Raw genomic sequence first — 16,001 nt, 5'->3', positions numbered from 1 at the left:
AATTTTGTGCCTAAGATAAATCTTTTATTTAGAATAAATATAAATAACATTCAAGACTTAATTTGCTTATCAAATTCGCTATTTATTCGTATTTTTGCACCGATTTTTAGACAACTAATTTCAATAAAATAAATATGTCAAACGACATTCGTATCAAAAAAGGTCTGGACATTAAACTTGTTGGTGAAGCTGAAAAAACTGTTGAACAGGCAGTTATTAGTAACTACTGCACCATAAGGCCAGAAGATTTTCACGGCGTAATACCAAAACTTGTTGCAAAAGAAGGGACTACAGTTAAGGCTGGAGGTGTCTTGTTTTTCGATAAATCTGAAGAAGCAATAAAATTTTTATCGCCAGTTTCAGGTAAAATAGTTGAGGTGGTTCGTGGACCAAAAAGGCGTATCGATGCCATTAAGATTCAAGCCGATAAAGCTCAAGCTTTTGAGGACTTCGGAGTGTTTAACGTGGATGCCGCAAAACCGGAAGCTGTTAAGGCACATTTGCTTGCTGCTGGCTGTTGGCCATTTGTAAAGCAAAGACCGTATGATGTTATTGCTAACCCTGCATCATCGCCAAAAGCGATATTTATTTCGGGGTATGCAAGTGCACCATTAGCTGCCGATTTGGACTTTACCTTAAAGGGTAAAGAAGCCGAATTGCAAGCTGCTGTTTCTGCTTTAGGAAAGTTAACCGAAGGTAAAGTACACGTGTCTGTTGGTAAGAATGCAAATTCGCCACTAGCAGGATTAAACGGTATAACTTTACATAAGGTTTCTGGACCACACCCATCTGGTAATGTTGGTACTCTAATTAATAAAGTAGATCCTGTTAATAAAGGAGAAGTAGTTTGGACGGTTAACGCTCAAGACCTTGTTGTTATAGGAGAGTTGCTTTTAACTGGAAAATTTAATGCTGAGCGTATTGTAGCTTTAGTAGGGTCTTCAGTAGAGAAACCAAGATACTTTAAAACAATTGCTGGTAGCGAAATTGCAACTTTAATTTACGATAAAGGCGTATCTAAAGGAGGTAACGATCGTATTATTTCTGGTAATGTTTTAACAGGAAAACAAATTCGTCCTGATGGAAGTTTAGATTTTTACAGCAACGTGGTTTCTGTAATTCCTGAAGGCGATGATTATGAGTTATTTGGATGGAATAAGCCAGTATTTAATAAAGTGTCTACCTCTAGAGCATTAACGTTTTCTTGGTTAAACCCAAAGAAAAAGTACGACCTAAACACCAATACAAATGGTGAGCATAGAGCGTTTGTAACTACAGGAACTTACGAAGAGGTTTTTCCTTTGGATATCTTCCCTATGCAAATATTAAAGGCTTGTATGTATCAAGATTTAGACGAAATGGAAGCTTTAGGAATGTACGAAGTAGCGCCTGAAGATTTTGCTTTAACTGAGTTTGTATGTGTGTCTAAACAACCACATCAAAAAATTATACGAGAAGGTTTAGACTTAATGATTAAAGAAATAGGGTAATGAGTTTAAAAAATAAATTACACATATTAAAAAGAAAGTATAGAAGTAAAAAAATGGCTCCTGCCTTTAATGCGCTTCATACGTTTCTATACTTGCCAAACGAGACCACACATAATGGTACTCATATTAAGGCAGCCGACGATTTAAAGCGTACCATGAACACGGTAATTATGGCTATGGTGCCATGTTTATTATTTGGTATGTTTAATGCAGGATATCAGCATCACTTAGCTTTGGGCGAAATTCAATCTGTAACAGGAGGTCTTTTTAGTGCAGAGTTTTGGACACTAGATAATTTTATGGTTGGTTTCTGGAAAATCATTCCATTAGTAATTGTATCATATGGTGTTGGTTTACTTATCGAATTTATTTTCGCAATTATTAATAAACACGAAGTAGAAGAAGGGTATTTAGTAACAGGAATGTTAGTGCCTCTTATTGTACCAATTGATATTCCTTTATGGATGTTAGCAGTTGCAGTTGTATTTGGTGTTGTTATTGGTAAAGAAGTTTTTGGAGGTACAGGAATGAATATTCTTAATCCAGCTTTAACCATTAGAGCCTTTTTATTCTTTGCTTATCCAACTTGGATGAGTGGTGATAAAGTTTGGGTACATGGTGCGGTTGAAAGAGATCAAGCTATTGCTGCGGGTCAAAACCTAGATGCTATTTCTGGAGAAACTATTTTAGGGGCTTTAGCTCAAAGTAAAGAAGTGGCTTACTCTACTGCCGATATGTTCTTAGGATTTATTCCTGGTTCTGTAGGAGAAACATCTACCTTACTTATTATACTTGGTGGTTTATTTCTAGTATTTGCTAAAATAGGAAGCTGGAGAATCATGTTATCATCTGTAATTGGTGCTATTGTAATGGGATTAATCTTTAATCAAGTGGTAGCTTCAGGATGGATAACAGAAAGCAGTAATTTTTACGGATTAATGAGCGCTCCTTTTTGGGAACACTTAATAATTGGTGGTTTTGCTTTTGGTACCGTGTTTATGGCTACCGATCCTGTAACGGCTTCGCAAACAAACAAAGGAAAATGGATTTACGGTTTCTTGGTAGGATTTATTTCTATTATGATTCGTGTATTCAACCCAGCGTATCCAGAAGGTGTTATGTTAGCCATTCTATTAATGAATGTGTTTGCACCAACTATCGATCACTACGTGGTACAAGGTAACGTGAAGAAAAGAATGAAACGTGTAAAAGTTAAAACAGCATAATTATGGCAGTTAATACAGATAAAAACTCATATACTATAATCTTTGCTGTTGCAATGGTATTAGTTGTAGGTTCATTATTAGCGTTTACGGCATCATCGTTAAGACCTAATATTGACGAGAATAAACGTATGGAAAAGCAACAGAATATTCTGTATGCTATGGGCGTTAACGAAAATGAAGGTACTGGCGATATCGCTTTTATTGGAACAGATAAAGTAGCAGAACAATTTTCTAAATACATCACAAAACAATTAGTTATTGAAAATGGTGTAGCTAAAGAAGATGATAAAGCTTACTTAATTGATATTAAAAAAGAACAAGCAAAAGGTAAAAACGGAGGTACAAGACGTTTACCATTATTTGTTGGCGAAAAAGATGGTAAAACATTTTATATAGCACCAATAAGAGGAAAAGGACTTTGGGATGCCATTTGGGGTTATGTTGCTCTAGATAAAGATATGGTTGTTCAAGGTACGTTTTTTGATCACGCAGGTGAAACTCCTGGTTTAGGAGCAAACATAAAACAACGTTATTTTATGGACGATTTTTATGGCGAACGTTTATTAACCGAAGCTGGAGTATTTAAAGGTATCTCGGTTGCTAAAGGTAATAACGATCCTAAAAACGAAATAAAAGACGATTATGAAGTTGATGCCTTAGCTGGTGCAACTATTACTGGTGATGGTGTTTCTGCCATGATCAAGAAAGATTTAAAATTGTATTTACCTTACTTTAAAACTTTAAAATAATATGGGACTACTTTCAAAAAAAGATGCGAAGTTAATAACAGACCCGTTAGCAGATAACAACCCAATTACCATTCAAGTATTAGGTATTTGTTCTGCATTAGCAATTACTGCAGAGCTTAAAGCATCTCTAGTAATGGGAATTGCTGTGTTATTTGTGTTAAGTGTAGGTAATGTTGTAATCTCTTTAATGAGAAATATCATTCCATCAAAAATTAGAATTATTGTTCAACTTATTGTAGTTGCTGCTTTAGTAATTGTAGTAGATCAAGTGTTAAAAGCATTTGCTTACGAATTAAGTAAAACACTTTCTGTATTTGTTGGTTTAATTATTACCAACTGTATAATTATGGGACGTTTTGAGGCTTTTGCTTTGGCTAATGGCCCGTGGAAATCCTTCTTAGATGGTATTGGTAACGCTTTAGGATATGCAGTTATTCTTATAATTGTTGGTTTCTTTAGAGAGTTATTAGGTTCGGGAACTTTATTTGGTATTCCTGTACTTGGAGATCCTATCGAGAAAACAGGAGTGTACGCTATTGGTTACGAAAACAATGGATTTATGTTAATGCCTCCTATGGCTCTTATAGTAGTAGGATTAATTATCTGGGTTCAACGTAGTAGAAATAAAGCATTAATAGAAGATTAATTAGTATGCAGTTTGCAGTCGCGGTAGGCAGTGAGTAACTGTAAACTGAGACTTAGACTGAAAACTTAAATATATATGGAACATATAGAATTATTTTTTAAATCGATTTTTATAGATAACATGGTATTTGCAGTATTCCTTGGAATGTGCTCTTACTTAGCCGTATCTAAAAAGGTAGCAACTGCGGTTGGTTTAGGAGCAGCAGTTATATTTGTATTAGCAATTACAGTACCATTAAACTGGTTATTAGATCAGTATTTATTACAACCAGGAGCTTTAAAGTGGTTAGGTGAAGAATATGTAGATTACGATTTAAGTTTTCTTTCGTTCATCATGTTTATCGCTACTATTGCAACTATGGTACAATTAGTAGAGATTGTAGTAGAGAAGTTTTCTCCATCACTGTATAACTCTTTAGGTATCTTTTTACCTCTTATTGCTGTAAACTGTGCCATTTTAGGTGGTTCGTTATTTATGCAATCTCGTGAAATTGAAACTTTAGGTTTAGCCTTTAACTACGGTATATCTTCAGGAATAGGATGGTTTTTAGCCATTTTAGCAATTGCTGCTATTCGTGAAAAAATTAGATATAGTAATGTGCCAGCACCTTTAAGAGGGTTAGGAATTACCTTTATCATTACAGGTTTAATGGGTATTGGTTTTTTAAGTTTTGGTGGTATGTTAACAGGAGGTGATGAAGAGGAGCAACCAGCAACAGAAACAGCTAAACAAGTTGACGAATTACAAACTGAAAAGGCTAAGGAATTAGCTGATAATACTAAAATAGTAAAGTAATATGATTTTAGCAGCAGGAACATCAGGAACAATTATAGTAACAGTTGCAGCGTTTTTAGTAATTACGTTGATACTTGTTAGTTTGTTACTTTTTGTAAAACAAAAATTATCGCCATCAGGACCAGTAAAAATTACAATTAATGGCGAACGTGAAATAGAAGTGGCATCGGGTGGTAGTTTACTATCAACTCTAGGTGCGCAAAAAATATTCTTACCATCTGCTTGTGGTGGTGGTGGAACTTGTATACAATGTGAGTGTCATGTATTATCAGGTGGAGGTGAGGCTTTACCAACAGAAACACCTCACTTTTCAAGAAAAGAATTACAACAAGGAGCGCGTTTATCTTGTCAGGTTAAGGTAAAACAAGACATGAATATTACCATTCCTGAAGAAGTATTTGGTATTAAAAAATGGGAAGCAACAGTAGTGCGTAATTATAACGTAGCCTCTTTTATTAAAGAGTTTGTTGTTGAAATTCCTGAAGATATGGGTTACAAAGCAGGTGGATATATTCAAATTGAAATCCCACCATGTGAAGTTAAATATTCTGATATGGATATTACAGCTCACCCAGAAGAACATGAAACTCCAGATAAGTTTCAAACAGAATGGGACAAATTTGGTTTATGGCCTTTAGTAATGAAAAACACCGAAACAGTAGAAAGAGCTTATTCAATGGCTTCTTATCCTGCTGAAGGACGTGAAATTATGCTAAACGTACGTGTGGCTTGTCCGCCATGGGATCGTGCTAAAAACGGATGGATGGATGTAAATCCAGGTGTAGCATCGTCTTATATTTTTAATCAAAAACCAGGAGATAAAGTAACAATTTCAGGACCTTATGGTGAGTTCTTCATTAATGAGTCTGATAGCGAAATGCTTTACGTTGGTGGTGGAGCAGGTATGGCGCCAATGCGTTCGCACTTATATCACCTATTCAAAACCTTAAAAACAGGTAGAAAAGTTACATATTGGTACGGTGGACGTTCTAAACGTGAGTTATTCTACTTAGATCATTTTGAACAATTAGAAAAAGAGTTTCCTAATTTCAAATTTTACTTAGCTTTATCTGAACCTATGGAAGAAGATAACTGGAAGGTAAAAGAAGATATAGATGCTCCGGGTGATGGATTCGTAGGGTTTATTCACAATTGTGTAATAGACAACTATTTAAGTAAACACGAATCGCCAGAAGATATAGAATTATATTTCTGTGGACCTCCATTAATGAACAAAGCCGTTCAGAAAATGGGTGAAGATTTTGGAATTCCAGATGAGCATATTCGATTTGATGACTTTGGAGGATAGTCTAAAGTGTTTTAATATAAATAAAAAACCAACACATAATGTGTTGGTTTTTTTTATAATATAATTTTAGTTTTATATCGGTTAACTCAAAGCATATTTTGGAGTTCCATTTTCAATCTCCAATAGTTTTGTGTAGTCCATAACATTAGCGACTTCATCTAATTCACATAAATAAGTTATTACTGCTGTAAGACCGTTAAACAAAACATCCTTATCCGTTGGGTTTTTGGGTTTTTCATTTCTATAATGTAGTGGTAATTTATAACCACAAGCATTCAGGAATATATGTTCGATTTTAAGTAATTCCGAGGGCGCATAGCCATTAAATTTACGTCCTAAAGTTTCATGTATTTTCCCAACATAGTTCAGTGCTAAATCTCCATGAGAATCTGATAAATGCTTCCAGAAATCCATATTATTTAAAATATTTCCAACGGCACATTGCCTACAACATTCTGGGTTTAATGTATTATTGTGAAAAGCTGTATATAGCTTTTTTAATGCCGATTCTAGACGAGCTGTAGTTTTCATAACGTAGAGTTTTACTTAAAGTTAATAAAATATTATGGTTCAATTATTAAATTACTCTTAAAGTTTTATCTCTGAAATACGAAGTAATACTCTAGCAACGTTATTTTAATGATGAAAAATATTATAAGAGTTTCTATTGTTTTAGTGTTATTAGGTGTTGTATTTATGCAGTTTAAACCAGTTAAGAAAACAATAAATACTTTTGCTTCAGCTTTAAAAAAACCAAGTTTAATTAATAGGGATAGTTTAACAATAAAATCTAGAGTTAATATTCCTTATGGGTATAAAAGGGTACATTATCCTAAAGGTTCCTTTCAAGAATACCTACGTAATTACCAACTAAAACCCTTCGGAACCAAAATTATTAATTATGATAACACTGCGTATTTCTGGCAAGGTGGGCATATTGGAGTTTTAGAAATTCCTGTTCCAAAAAATGGTTTGCAACAATGTGCAGATGCATTAATTAGAATTCGTAGCGAATACCTTTGGGAGCAAAACAGGCAATATGAAATTGGTTTTAATTTTACTAGCGGCCATTATTGCTCGTGGTCTAAATATGCTGATGGTTATAGGCCAAAAGTACAAGGTAATAAGGTATCGTTTCATAAAACAGCTTCAAAAAATAATTCCAAAGCAAATTTTTATAAGTATTTGAATTTAATTTATATGTATTCTGGAACCTTGTCCCTTTATAATGAACTTCCAAAAATTACTGATGCTACAAATTTAAAGATAGGCGATATGCTTATAAAAGGCGGCTCTCCAGGTCATATTGTTATGATTTGCGATGAAGTTATAAATAATAAAGGGGAGAAGTTGTTTTTACTGTTTCAGGGCAATACACCTGCCCAAAGTGTTCATTTAGTTAAAAATTTGGAAAACTCTAATATTTCACCTTGGTATTACTTAGAAAATGATGCGATAATTCCTGTTTCCAATTACACGTTCGGTAGCTCTAAATTTGTAAGGTTTAAATAATTAAAAAAGTTTAGACTTACCGTTAAATATAAACTATGAATAGCTATTAATTACTAAAGCAATTTTAAGGTTTCAATTCTAATAATATGTTTTTGGCAGTTTGTGTTTCACTTATATTTAAATATTTTTTAGCTAATTCAATGTTGCCTTCTTTTAAATAAGCTAAGCCTAAATACAGGTAAGCTCTATCCAAAAAAGTGAAACTATCTTCCGCTTCAATTGAATGTTCTAAATAAGGTATAGCTTCAATTATATTTTTATTAGCTAAGTGTGCAACTCCTATATAATAGTTTAAAGTGTCGTTTTCGTGGTTTCTTTGTTGCAAAGTGCTCCAATTTGTTATGGCTAAATTGTAGTCGCCTTGGTTGTAATTTACCATGCCATCATAAAATTTTACATTACTAAAATTATTGGTGGTTGTTGGAAGTCCAGGATCTGGTTTAAAATGGTTTGTATAAATTTTTTCGTTTATGGGTGTACTAAAATACCAAATTCCTGTAACAGCTATTACAATAGCTAAGGCTGCGGCTAACTTTCTAATATTTGAAAATTTTTCGTTTTTCTTGGGCTGTTTTTTAGCTTTACTCTCAGGCACCTCTTTATTTAAACTATCAAGCTGTTTTTTTAAGGATTGTTTTTTATTGCCTTCCAACATGGTTTTAAAATCTTCAACCTGAATTTTAAATTCAGGGTCAAGATCAAGAAGTTGATTAAAATCTTTCAATTCTTGGGTCGTTAAATCACCATTTATGTAGCGCTCTATAACTTCTAGTAACTCTTGCGATATGTTGCTCTTATCTTTCAATATTTAATTATTTGGGCTACTATTATAATAAGTGATTTTTTCATTGGACGATAGTTTTTTTTACGAGTACGGTTTACTTCAATTTTTGAATAATAATGTAATAGACATTTTTGTAATTACTAAATTAAAGTTGCTTATCAATTGGTTTTAAAGTGGCTAATTATTATCCGTTACAATTCAGTATGTTTTTAGTTTATCTCTGTTATTGCTTCTTTTTAAGGATTGTAAGAAATATACAACTAATTCGTTTTACATCAAATACTAAACTATCAAATGACTAATATTTCGTTTATATACTACATTATCGTTTTTTCTCATGGTAAGAAAGAGTGTTTAAAAGGTGTATAACGAAATTGCTGTACTATTTTATTGTCTTCATCATATTAATATTTTTGTTTTTGTAATCTTTGTGGGGATTAGCAATTGCCATCGTAATTATCACATAAAAATCAATATTTGTTAATTTTTTTAACGCAATGAAGCGAAGTTATTCTGGCAATTTGTGTTTTAAAGGACATATTTAACTCTATATCGAAACAACGTTAAATCTCATTAACACTCTAAACAATTATATTATTTTTGTGGCATGAGTAAACCTTTAACAGAACAAGAATTGCATAACCTCGCCATGAATCATGTTGGTAAAGATTTAGAGCAGCGTGGTTTCGAGTTTATAGCTATAAATAGCAAACTTAAAAAGCACCCGCAATTTGTTTGTATAGATAAAAATAAACAATACTTTTTTGTAATTGTTCGTGCTGTAGTTTTACCTGAAAACCCTAATAATTACGACGTGGTTTGGATGGAATCTTTTAAGAAACATGCTAGAGACAAAGATGCTAAGGTGTTATATGCCGGCGTTGGCATTGGTAATCCTGAGGGTGAAAAACATCCCATTTATTTAAATCAAGATTATTTATTAGAGTACAATGGTATTCAGGTTTTAGAAACCAATTTAAATTAGAAAAGGACCTTAATTTTTTATGAAAAAAATAGTAATTATAGTATTACTTGCTCTTGTTTTCTCTTGTAAAAAAGAAACTAAAAATAACACCTTAACTGGTTCTGTATTTGGAACGAGTTATTCCATAATTCATAATTCTAATAGAATTTATAAAACACAATTGGATAGCTTGTTTGCGGTTATTAATAAATCGTTATCTACCTATCAAACCAATTCGGATATATCAAAATTAAATAGAAATGAAGCTTTTGAAGTCGATGGTCATTTTATGAAGGTGTACGATGCATCAAAAGAAATCTTTGGTAAAACTGAAGGTGCTTTCGATCCTACAATTGGCAATGTAGTTAATGCATGGAAATTTGGGGCAGAAAATATTATTGAAAAAGTAGATAGCCTAAAAATTGACAGTTTAATGCAATATGTGGGTTACGATAAAACATATAGGTACGAAAACACTATACGAAAATCTAACCCAAACGTATATTTAGAGTTTAATGCTATTGCTAAGGGCTATGCGGTTGATGTGGTTAGTGAATTTCTTGAGTCAAAAAATATTGAAAACTATTTAGTTGAAATTGGTGGAGAAATAAGAGCTAAGGGCATCAATACAAAAAAGCAAAGTGCTTGGAAAGTTGGGGTCGAGGAGCCTAATTTTGAAGGAGAACAAGTTATTTTAAGAGCCGTTACTTTAACAGACGAAGCCATGGCAACATCTGGCACCTATAGAAAATTTAAAATAGACGAAGCTGGTAATAGATATGCTCATATTATCGATACCGAAACGGGTTATCCTAGTAAAACGAACTTGCTTAGTATATCGGTAATAGCAAAATCTTGTATGACTGCTGATGCTTATGCTACGGCTTTTAAAGCTATGGGTATCGATAGAATAAAAACATTTTTAGAAAAGCATCCAGAGCTAAAAGTATTTTTAATTTTCGAAAACGATGAGAATAAACTAGAAACTTTATCGCTTAACGGATTTCCAGAGTAACTTGATTTTAAAGTACATTAAGTAGTAGTAGCAACCATCCGGCTACTAATAACAAGCCGCCAATGGGTGTTATTGGTCCTAAAAACCGCATTTTTTTACCTTTAGCATCCGATAGTATTAAACCATAAATACTAAAAGAAAAAAGGATGATTCCTAGTGTGAAGCAGACATATATTGCGCTAGTGGTATATTCAGGATTTAATCCTAAAGCAAGTAAAACTATGGCGTGATACATTTGGTACTTTACCCCAACCTCAAAACTTTGTAGTTGCTCGCCCGACAAAATTTTCTTTAAAGCATGAGCACCAAAAGCTCCAAAAATAACAGAGAGCATTCCAAAAATAGCTCCTGTAGCAAGTATGATGTGTTGTGTCATTTTATTTAGTTTTAAAAACTATGTTATTTGTAAACTACAGGAATAATTTCGCCTTTAGCTAAGCAATATTTTGTTATCGCTTCCGCGGAAAGCGAAGCGGTATAATCCACCTCTTTAACTTTAAAACCAATACTTCGAAGTTTATCAAAATAGTCGCGGCCGTAAACACGAACATGGTCGTATTGGCCAAATATTTTTGCGCGTTCCTTTTTATCGGTTATAGAATCATCTTCAAACGTAGATGCCCGATTTAAATCTTGTGGAATTTGAAAAATACCATAACCACCGGGTTTCATAACTCTAAAAAGTTCCTGCATAGCTTTGGTATCATCCGGTATATGTTCTAAAACATGATTGCATAAAATAATATCATAACTATTATCTTCAAAAGGAAGATTACAAATATCTGCCTTTACATCTGCAATAGGAGATAGTAGATCTGTTGTAGTGTAATTTAAGTTTTTTAGTTTTCGAAAACGCTTTAAAAAACATTGTTCTGGAGCAAAATGAAGCACACTTTTTTGAGCCGTAAAAAAATCAGTTTCATTTTTTAAATATAGCCACAGTAATCTATGGCGCTCTAAAGATAGGGTAGAAGGTGAAAGTACATTGTCTCGTTGCGTACCATAACCATAAGATAAAAAGGTTTTAAAACTCTTACCATCAATAGGGTCTGTAAATGTATTTCCTTTTAAAAAGACCGCTAAAATAGGACGCGCTACATAACTCAACCTAATTAATAATGGTCTTGGAATAATATTTAATATTAATTTAAAAAGTTTTTTCAAGGACGTTATGCTTCTACGGCAATGGTATTAGAAATTAAATTATAAATGCTATCCCATAGTGTAATACGTTGCTTTAAAGCATCTTTAGCAACTTCAAAAACCTCTTCCCATTTTGTTGAATCGTTACCACATAATTCTTCAATCATTTTTAATGATAAAGGGCCATGTTCATCGCCATCTAATTCAATATGACGCTTTAAATAATACGTTAATTTACTATAGGAGTTTTCGTTTGTTTGAGATTGATTTATAATTTGAAAAAACATATCTGGAATTAAATCCTCTCGTCCAAATGTAAAAGCAGAAGCTATTTTATGTGCCTCGTTACTGGCAATTATAGAAAAGGTAAACGAAATAAATTCTAAGGTAGCTACATTTAAACCTGCCTTATGTCCAGCGTTTTCAATGGAGTGTTTGTCTCGAATGTAAGAAACAAAATCTTTAATTTGAGATGTATTTGCATCAATTTGACGCATCGCATCTAAATACATTTCGTAATGACTTTTAGGTTGTCCTAATTCATTAACATCACTCTCTTCTCCTAACACTATTTCATTAATAAAACGTGCGGTGGAAGGATTTGCTGCAGGAACCCACGGTAACGTAGTAGTGGTTAAATTGTTTTGAAACGCCTTTAATAAAGACATAAAATCCCAAACAGCAAATACGTGCTGCTGCATGAAAATTTTTATATCTTCTATGGAAGATAAAGCGCTATATAATTTATGATTGTTTAATTCTGCTCTTAATGGTGCTAACTCTTTTTCTAAAAGTTCTACGGTCATCTATGTTATAAGATTAAGGCGTTTTGTCTAAATTCCTCTTCTTCATTACTTTCAATACCTAAAGCTTCATAGATATAAGCAAACGTTGAAAGTAGTTCTGGTTTACCGTCAACTAAGGCAACATCATGCTCAAAATGAGCAGATGGTTTATTGTCTAAAGTCGTAATTGTCCAACCATCTCTATGTTGTTTAATGCGATGTGTTCCCATGTTAATCATAGGTTCAATGGCAACCACCATACCTTCTACAAACTTTTTACCTCTACCACGTTTACCATAGTTTGGCATTTCTGGATCTTCATGCATTTTAGCTCCTAAACCATGACCTACGAGTTCTCTAACAACGCCATAACCATGATCTTCACAATATTTTTGAATGGCATATCCAACATCGCCAACACGATTGTTTACTTTAAATTCTTTAATACCTACGTATAAAGATTCTTTGGTAATCTGTAAAAGTTTTTCGGTTTCAGCATCAATCTCACCTACAGCAAAGGTGTAAGCATGATCGCCGTAAAAGCCATTTTTTAGAGCGCCACAATCAATAGATATGATATCGCCTTCAGCCAATGGCGTTCCGTTTGGAATACCATGTACCACTTGTTGATTAGGACTCATACATAGCGTATTAGGGAAATCATATAACCCTAAAAAACCAGGAATAGCACCGTGATCTCTAACGCAAGTTTCGGCTAATTTATCTAATTCTAGTGTGGTAACACCTGGCTTAATAGCTTTTGCTATTTCGCCTAAGGTTTTAGACACGATTAATGCACTCTCGCGCATTAACTCTATTTCTTCTTTGGTTTTAACAATAATCATAAATAAAATAAATAGGGTTCAAAGATACTTAAAGTGATGCTACTTAAATAAGCCGAAAAATCCTTTCTTCTTTTCAGCAGCTGGAGGTGCAGAGTTTGTTAACGTTTGATATACTTGACCCCAACCAGGGAAACCCCCAATATTTCTATCGTCAATAAATAAATCGGCATTAATTTTTCTGCTCACATCATTAGTGTATTCCTCTTCGGCAAAACTTTTATTTACAGCATAAAAACGAATTCCGTTATCTTCACAAAACTTAACAGCTTCATCAAGTTTACTACCACATCTATAGGTCCATAAAATGAGACGATGCCCATCCTCTTGCAGTTTTTTTAAAGTCGCAAAAGCAAATAGCATAGGCTTGCCTATTCTTGGGTAAGCATCTTCAACTATTGTTCCGTCAAAGTCGACTGCAATAATAAGTTTTTCGTTAAAATTCATTTTTTAATAAATAAAATTCTGTGCTTCATTATACCAACGCATGCTGAGTCATAGCAGCAGGTTGTTCAACATTCATAAGTTTTAAAATGGTTGGAGCCATATCTCCTAAAACACCATCTTTAATTTCAGTAAGGTCGTTATCAATTAAAATAACAGGAACAGGGTTTGTTGTATGTGCTGTGTTAGGTGATCCATCAGGGTTAATCATAGTTTCACAATTTCCGTGATCTGCAATAAGTAGTGTAGTATACCCATTTTCTAAACCGGTAGTTACCACATCCTTAACGCAAGCATCTACAGCCTCACAAGCTTTTATTGCTGCTTCCATAACACCAGTATGTCCTACCATATCGCCGTTTGCAAAGTTTAAGCAAACAAAATCAACATCTCCTTTTTTTAGTTCTGGTACAAGCGCGTCCTTTAATTCGTAAGCACTCATCTCCGGTTTTAAATCGTAAGTCGCTACTTTTGGTGAGTTTTTAAGAATACGAGATTCGCCCTCAAAAGGTGTTTCTTGTCCACCAGAAAAGAAAAACGTAACATGTGGGTATTTTTCAGTTTCAGCAATTCTAATTTGTTTTTTACCAGCTTTAGAAAGTACCTCACCAAGTGTTTCTGTAATATTATCTTTATTAAAAATGACTTTAATGCCTTTAAATGCATCACTATAATTCGTGATTGTTACGTAGTATAAGTCAATTTTTTTCGTGTTGTATTCTGGAAAGTCTTTTTGATTTAACATTTCGGTTAATTCCCGACCTCTATCTGTTCTAAAGTTAAAAAAGATAACAACATCATCCTTTTCTACTTTTGCTACAGGTTCGTTGCTACTATCTGTAACGATAAGTGGTTTAATAAACTCGTCGGTAACATCGTTATCATAATTAGCTTGGATATTTTCTGTTGGGTTTGCTGTTTTAGTACCAACTCCATTTACAATAGCATCGTAAGCTAAATGCACACGTTCCCAACGGTTATCTCTATCCATGGCGTAATAACGACCAGTAATAGTTGCTATTTTAGTTTTAGTGCCTTCGATATAGTTTTCTAAATCTTCAACATAACCTTTACCCGATTTAGGGTCTACATCTCTACCATCTGTAAAAGCATGTACAAAAGAATTAACGCCTGCTTTATTGGCTGCGTCAATAAAACCTTTTAAGTGTTTGGTATGTGCATGAACACCACCATCACTTAATAAACCTAAAAAGTGAACGTTCTTATTGTTATCTGATGCATATTTTAAAGCGTCAACTAACACTTTTTCATCTTTTAAGGTATCCTGTTCAATAGCTAAATTAATTTTTGCTAAATCTTGGTATACAATTCTACCAGCACCTAAATTCATGTGTCCAACTTCACTATTACCCATTTGGCCTTCGGGTAATCCAACATGTAAACCATCTGTACGAAGGGTTGCATAAGGGTATTTAGTATATAAAGAATCTATAAATGGAGTGTTGGCATGATCGATAGCAGAAACTTTTGGGTCTGGAGAGTTTCCCCAACCGTCAAGAATCATTAAAATAACTTTTTTGTTCATCTTTTTTCTTAAAATTTTAAAACTAGACAAAGATAAGAAACTTACTATTAATTGAACCTAAAGTATTTCTGAAAAGCCTTATTTATTAAGGTTTCTACAATTAATTTTTTAAGAAAACGATTTCGTTAAAAATGTGTGAAACAAACGTTAAAATTATTTTTAGATACTTTTTTCTGTAACATTTAATGTTTTGCGTCGTCTCTTAAGTATATCAAAAAACATAAATCAATAATCAAAATTAAAATCTTTCATCATGAAAAAATCAATCATTATTTCCGCAATCGCATTATGCTTTTCATTAGTAATTGTAAATGCAACACCAGTAGATACTAACGTAAGTTATGAGGCTGCACCTTATTTTAAAGTGAATTCATTTTGTGTTTCTATTGCTAAAGGCGATTTAGAAACGGTACAAAAATTAATTAGCAGAGGTGCAGATGTTAATGAAAAATCAAATGGTATGACACCTATTATGTATGCCGCTAAGTTTAACAGAACTGATATTTTAGAGCTTCTTATTAAACATGGTGCTAATTTAAAAGCCAAGTGCGATAAGAATAAAACAGCATTAAAATATGCAAAATTACATGGAGCTATAGATGCCGAAGTTATATTAGTTAAAGCATTGGATGATGCTAAAAAAGCTAAAAAGAGAAAATAATTATAAAACATATAATTATTTGAGTTAGTCACTCACAAAAAAAAGCCTCGATTTTCGAGGCTTTTTTATTTATATTTTTAAGACAAGATT

General features: G+C 33.2%; 18 protein-coding genes. 10 read left to right on the top strand and 8 right to left on the bottom strand.

The features are described 5' to 3' along the window. Nucleotides 1-134 precede the first annotated feature (134 nt). The 6 genes from HNQ90_RS16465 (at nucleotide 135) to nqrF (ending at nucleotide 6,215) form a co-directional block, all read left to right on the top strand. Nucleotides 135-1,490, top strand: coding sequence for a Na(+)-translocating NADH-quinone reductase subunit A (locus HNQ90_RS16465; RefSeq protein WP_144116764.1), 1,356 nt, complete (start codon nucleotides 135-137; stop codon nucleotides 1,488-1,490). Beyond that, nucleotides 1,490-2,716, top strand: coding sequence for an NADH:ubiquinone reductase (Na(+)-transporting) subunit B (locus tag HNQ90_RS16460; RefSeq protein ID WP_144116763.1), 1,227 nt, complete (start codon nucleotides 1,490-1,492; stop codon nucleotides 2,714-2,716). The genes HNQ90_RS16465 and HNQ90_RS16460 overlap by 1 nt, the downstream gene beginning before the upstream one ends. 2 nt (nucleotides 2,717-2,718) lie before the next feature. Next, nucleotides 2,719-3,465 (top strand): Na(+)-translocating NADH-quinone reductase subunit C, encoded by a 747-nt coding sequence (locus HNQ90_RS16455; RefSeq protein ID WP_144116762.1) that lies wholly within the window; start codon nucleotides 2,719-2,721, stop codon nucleotides 3,463-3,465. Nucleotide 3,466: 1 nt separating this feature from the next. Then, nucleotides 3,467-4,111, top strand: coding sequence for an NADH:ubiquinone reductase (Na(+)-transporting) subunit D (locus HNQ90_RS16450; protein WP_144116761.1), 645 nt, complete (start codon nucleotides 3,467-3,469; stop codon nucleotides 4,109-4,111). 75 nt (nucleotides 4,112-4,186) lie between these two features. Continuing rightward, nucleotides 4,187-4,906 (top strand): NADH:ubiquinone reductase (Na(+)-transporting) subunit E, encoded by a 720-nt coding sequence (gene nqrE, locus HNQ90_RS16445; protein WP_144116760.1) that lies wholly within the window; start codon nucleotides 4,187-4,189, stop codon nucleotides 4,904-4,906. A gap of 1 nt (nucleotide 4,907) precedes the next feature. Next, complete coding sequence (nqrF, locus tag HNQ90_RS16440) at nucleotides 4,908-6,215, top strand: NADH:ubiquinone reductase (Na(+)-transporting) subunit F (protein WP_144116759.1); 1,308 nt, start codon at nucleotides 4,908-4,910, stop codon at nucleotides 6,213-6,215. A gap of 81 nt (nucleotides 6,216-6,296) precedes the next feature. Here nqrF and HNQ90_RS16435 read toward each other — a convergent pair whose 3' ends face one another. Continuing rightward, nucleotides 6,297-6,746: a Na(+)-translocating NADH-quinone reductase subunit F gene (locus HNQ90_RS16435; protein ID WP_144116758.1), complete on the bottom strand. Its 450-nt coding sequence runs from the start codon at nucleotides 6,744-6,746 to the stop codon at nucleotides 6,297-6,299. Between the two features lie 108 nt (nucleotides 6,747-6,854). On the opposite strand from HNQ90_RS16435, the gene HNQ90_RS16430 reads away from it, so the two are divergent. Further along, on the top strand, nucleotides 6,855-7,727 hold the full coding sequence (locus HNQ90_RS16430) for a DUF4846 domain-containing protein (protein ID WP_241678372.1): 873 nt from the start codon (nucleotides 6,855-6,857) through the stop codon (nucleotides 7,725-7,727). A gap of 64 nt (nucleotides 7,728-7,791) precedes the next feature. Here HNQ90_RS16430 and HNQ90_RS16425 read toward each other — a convergent pair whose 3' ends face one another. After that, nucleotides 7,792-8,532, bottom strand: a complete 741-nt coding sequence (locus HNQ90_RS16425; protein ID WP_144116757.1) for a tetratricopeptide repeat protein — start codon at nucleotides 8,530-8,532, stop codon at nucleotides 7,792-7,794. Between the two features lie 586 nt (nucleotides 8,533-9,118). Here HNQ90_RS16425 and HNQ90_RS16420 point away from each other — a divergent pair. Both HNQ90_RS16420 and HNQ90_RS16415 read left to right on the top strand, forming a co-directional pair. Next, a complete protein-coding gene (locus HNQ90_RS16420; protein WP_144116756.1) occupies nucleotides 9,119-9,496 on the top strand; it encodes a Na(+)-translocating NADH-quinone reductase subunit F in 378 nt (125 codons plus the stop codon). Between the two features lie 19 nt (nucleotides 9,497-9,515). Further along, entirely contained in the window at nucleotides 9,516-10,490 is a 975-nt protein-coding gene (locus HNQ90_RS16415; protein WP_144116755.1) for an FAD:protein FMN transferase, read from the top strand. Nucleotides 10,491-10,497: 7 nt separating this feature from the next. On the opposite strand, the gene HNQ90_RS16410 is transcribed toward HNQ90_RS16415, so the two are convergent. The 6 genes from HNQ90_RS16410 to gpmI are packed head-to-tail and all read right to left on the bottom strand — an operon-like array spanning nucleotide 10,498 to nucleotide 15,250. Then, nucleotides 10,498-10,866, bottom strand: coding sequence for a DUF423 domain-containing protein (locus HNQ90_RS16410; protein ID WP_144116754.1), 369 nt, complete (start codon nucleotides 10,864-10,866; stop codon nucleotides 10,498-10,500). Between the two features lie 23 nt (nucleotides 10,867-10,889). Further along, nucleotides 10,890-11,654, bottom strand: a complete 765-nt coding sequence (locus HNQ90_RS16405; protein ID WP_144116753.1) for a class I SAM-dependent methyltransferase — start codon at nucleotides 11,652-11,654, stop codon at nucleotides 10,890-10,892. Between the two features lie 5 nt (nucleotides 11,655-11,659). Next, nucleotides 11,660-12,439 carry a DUF3050 domain-containing protein gene (locus HNQ90_RS16400; protein WP_144116752.1) on the bottom strand — a complete coding sequence of 260 codons (780 nt, stop codon included), beginning with the start codon at nucleotides 12,437-12,439 and terminating at the stop codon, nucleotides 11,660-11,662. A 5-nt stretch (nucleotides 12,440-12,444) separates the two neighbouring features. Beyond that, a complete protein-coding gene (gene map, locus HNQ90_RS16395) occupies nucleotides 12,445-13,263 on the bottom strand; it encodes a type I methionyl aminopeptidase (RefSeq protein ID WP_144116751.1) in 819 nt (272 codons plus the stop codon). A gap of 39 nt (nucleotides 13,264-13,302) precedes the next feature. After that, nucleotides 13,303-13,707 (bottom strand): BT0820 family HAD-type phosphatase, encoded by a 405-nt coding sequence (locus HNQ90_RS16390; protein WP_144116750.1) that lies wholly within the window; start codon nucleotides 13,705-13,707, stop codon nucleotides 13,303-13,305. Between the two features lie 28 nt (nucleotides 13,708-13,735). Next, nucleotides 13,736-15,250 (bottom strand): 2,3-bisphosphoglycerate-independent phosphoglycerate mutase, encoded by a 1,515-nt coding sequence (gpmI, locus tag HNQ90_RS16385; RefSeq protein WP_144116749.1) that lies wholly within the window; start codon nucleotides 15,248-15,250, stop codon nucleotides 13,736-13,738. A gap of 253 nt (nucleotides 15,251-15,503) precedes the next feature. Between gpmI and HNQ90_RS16380 the strand changes: the two genes are divergently transcribed. After that, a complete protein-coding gene (locus HNQ90_RS16380) occupies nucleotides 15,504-15,911 on the top strand; it encodes an ankyrin repeat domain-containing protein (RefSeq protein ID WP_144116748.1) in 408 nt (135 codons plus the stop codon). Nucleotides 15,912-16,001 lie beyond the last annotated feature (90 nt).

Origin of the sequence: Algibacter amylolyticus (assembly GCF_014202225.1) — a bacterium.
GTDB lineage: Bacteria > Bacteroidota > Bacteroidia > Flavobacteriales > Flavobacteriaceae > Algibacter_B > Algibacter_B amylolyticus.
The sequence above is the reverse complement of the archived record's forward strand: the minus strand, read 5'-3'. Positions and strand labels throughout refer to the sequence as shown.

Excerpts from the sequence above, each read along its gene's own strand:
- gpmI (WP_144116749.1), bottom strand. The coding sequence starts at position 15,250 with ATGAACAAAAAAGTTATTTTAATGATTCTTGACGGTTGGGGAAACTCT.
- HNQ90_RS16435 (WP_144116758.1), bottom strand. The coding sequence starts at position 6,746 with ATGAAAACTACAGCTCGTCTAGAATCGGCATTAAAAAAGCTATATACA.
- HNQ90_RS16380 (WP_144116748.1), top strand. The coding sequence starts at position 15,504 with ATGAAAAAATCAATCATTATTTCCGCAATCGCATTATGCTTTTCATTA.
- HNQ90_RS16465 (WP_144116764.1), top strand. The coding sequence starts at position 135 with ATGTCAAACGACATTCGTATCAAAAAAGGTCTGGACATTAAACTTGTT.
- HNQ90_RS16420 (WP_144116756.1), top strand. The coding sequence starts at position 9,119 with ATGAGTAAACCTTTAACAGAACAAGAATTGCATAACCTCGCCATGAAT.
- HNQ90_RS16400 (WP_144116752.1), bottom strand. The coding sequence starts at position 12,439 with ATGACCGTAGAACTTTTAGAAAAAGAGTTAGCACCATTAAGAGCAGAA.
- HNQ90_RS16415 (WP_144116755.1), top strand. The coding sequence starts at position 9,516 with ATGAAAAAAATAGTAATTATAGTATTACTTGCTCTTGTTTTCTCTTGT.
- nqrF (WP_144116759.1), top strand. The coding sequence starts at position 4,908 with ATGATTTTAGCAGCAGGAACATCAGGAACAATTATAGTAACAGTTGCA.
- HNQ90_RS16430 (WP_241678372.1), top strand. The coding sequence starts at position 6,855 with ATGATGAAAAATATTATAAGAGTTTCTATTGTTTTAGTGTTATTAGGT.
- HNQ90_RS16410 (WP_144116754.1), bottom strand. The coding sequence starts at position 10,866 with ATGACACAACACATCATACTTGCTACAGGAGCTATTTTTGGAATGCTC.
- HNQ90_RS16450 (WP_144116761.1), top strand. The coding sequence starts at position 3,467 with ATGGGACTACTTTCAAAAAAAGATGCGAAGTTAATAACAGACCCGTTA.
- map (WP_144116751.1), bottom strand. The coding sequence starts at position 13,263 with ATGATTATTGTTAAAACCAAAGAAGAAATAGAGTTAATGCGCGAGAGT.
- HNQ90_RS16390 (WP_144116750.1), bottom strand. The coding sequence starts at position 13,707 with ATGAATTTTAACGAAAAACTTATTATTGCAGTCGACTTTGACGGAACA.
- HNQ90_RS16460 (WP_144116763.1), top strand. The coding sequence starts at position 1,490 with ATGAGTTTAAAAAATAAATTACACATATTAAAAAGAAAGTATAGAAGT.
- nqrE (WP_144116760.1), top strand. The coding sequence starts at position 4,187 with ATGGAACATATAGAATTATTTTTTAAATCGATTTTTATAGATAACATG.
- HNQ90_RS16455 (WP_144116762.1), top strand. The coding sequence starts at position 2,719 with ATGGCAGTTAATACAGATAAAAACTCATATACTATAATCTTTGCTGTT.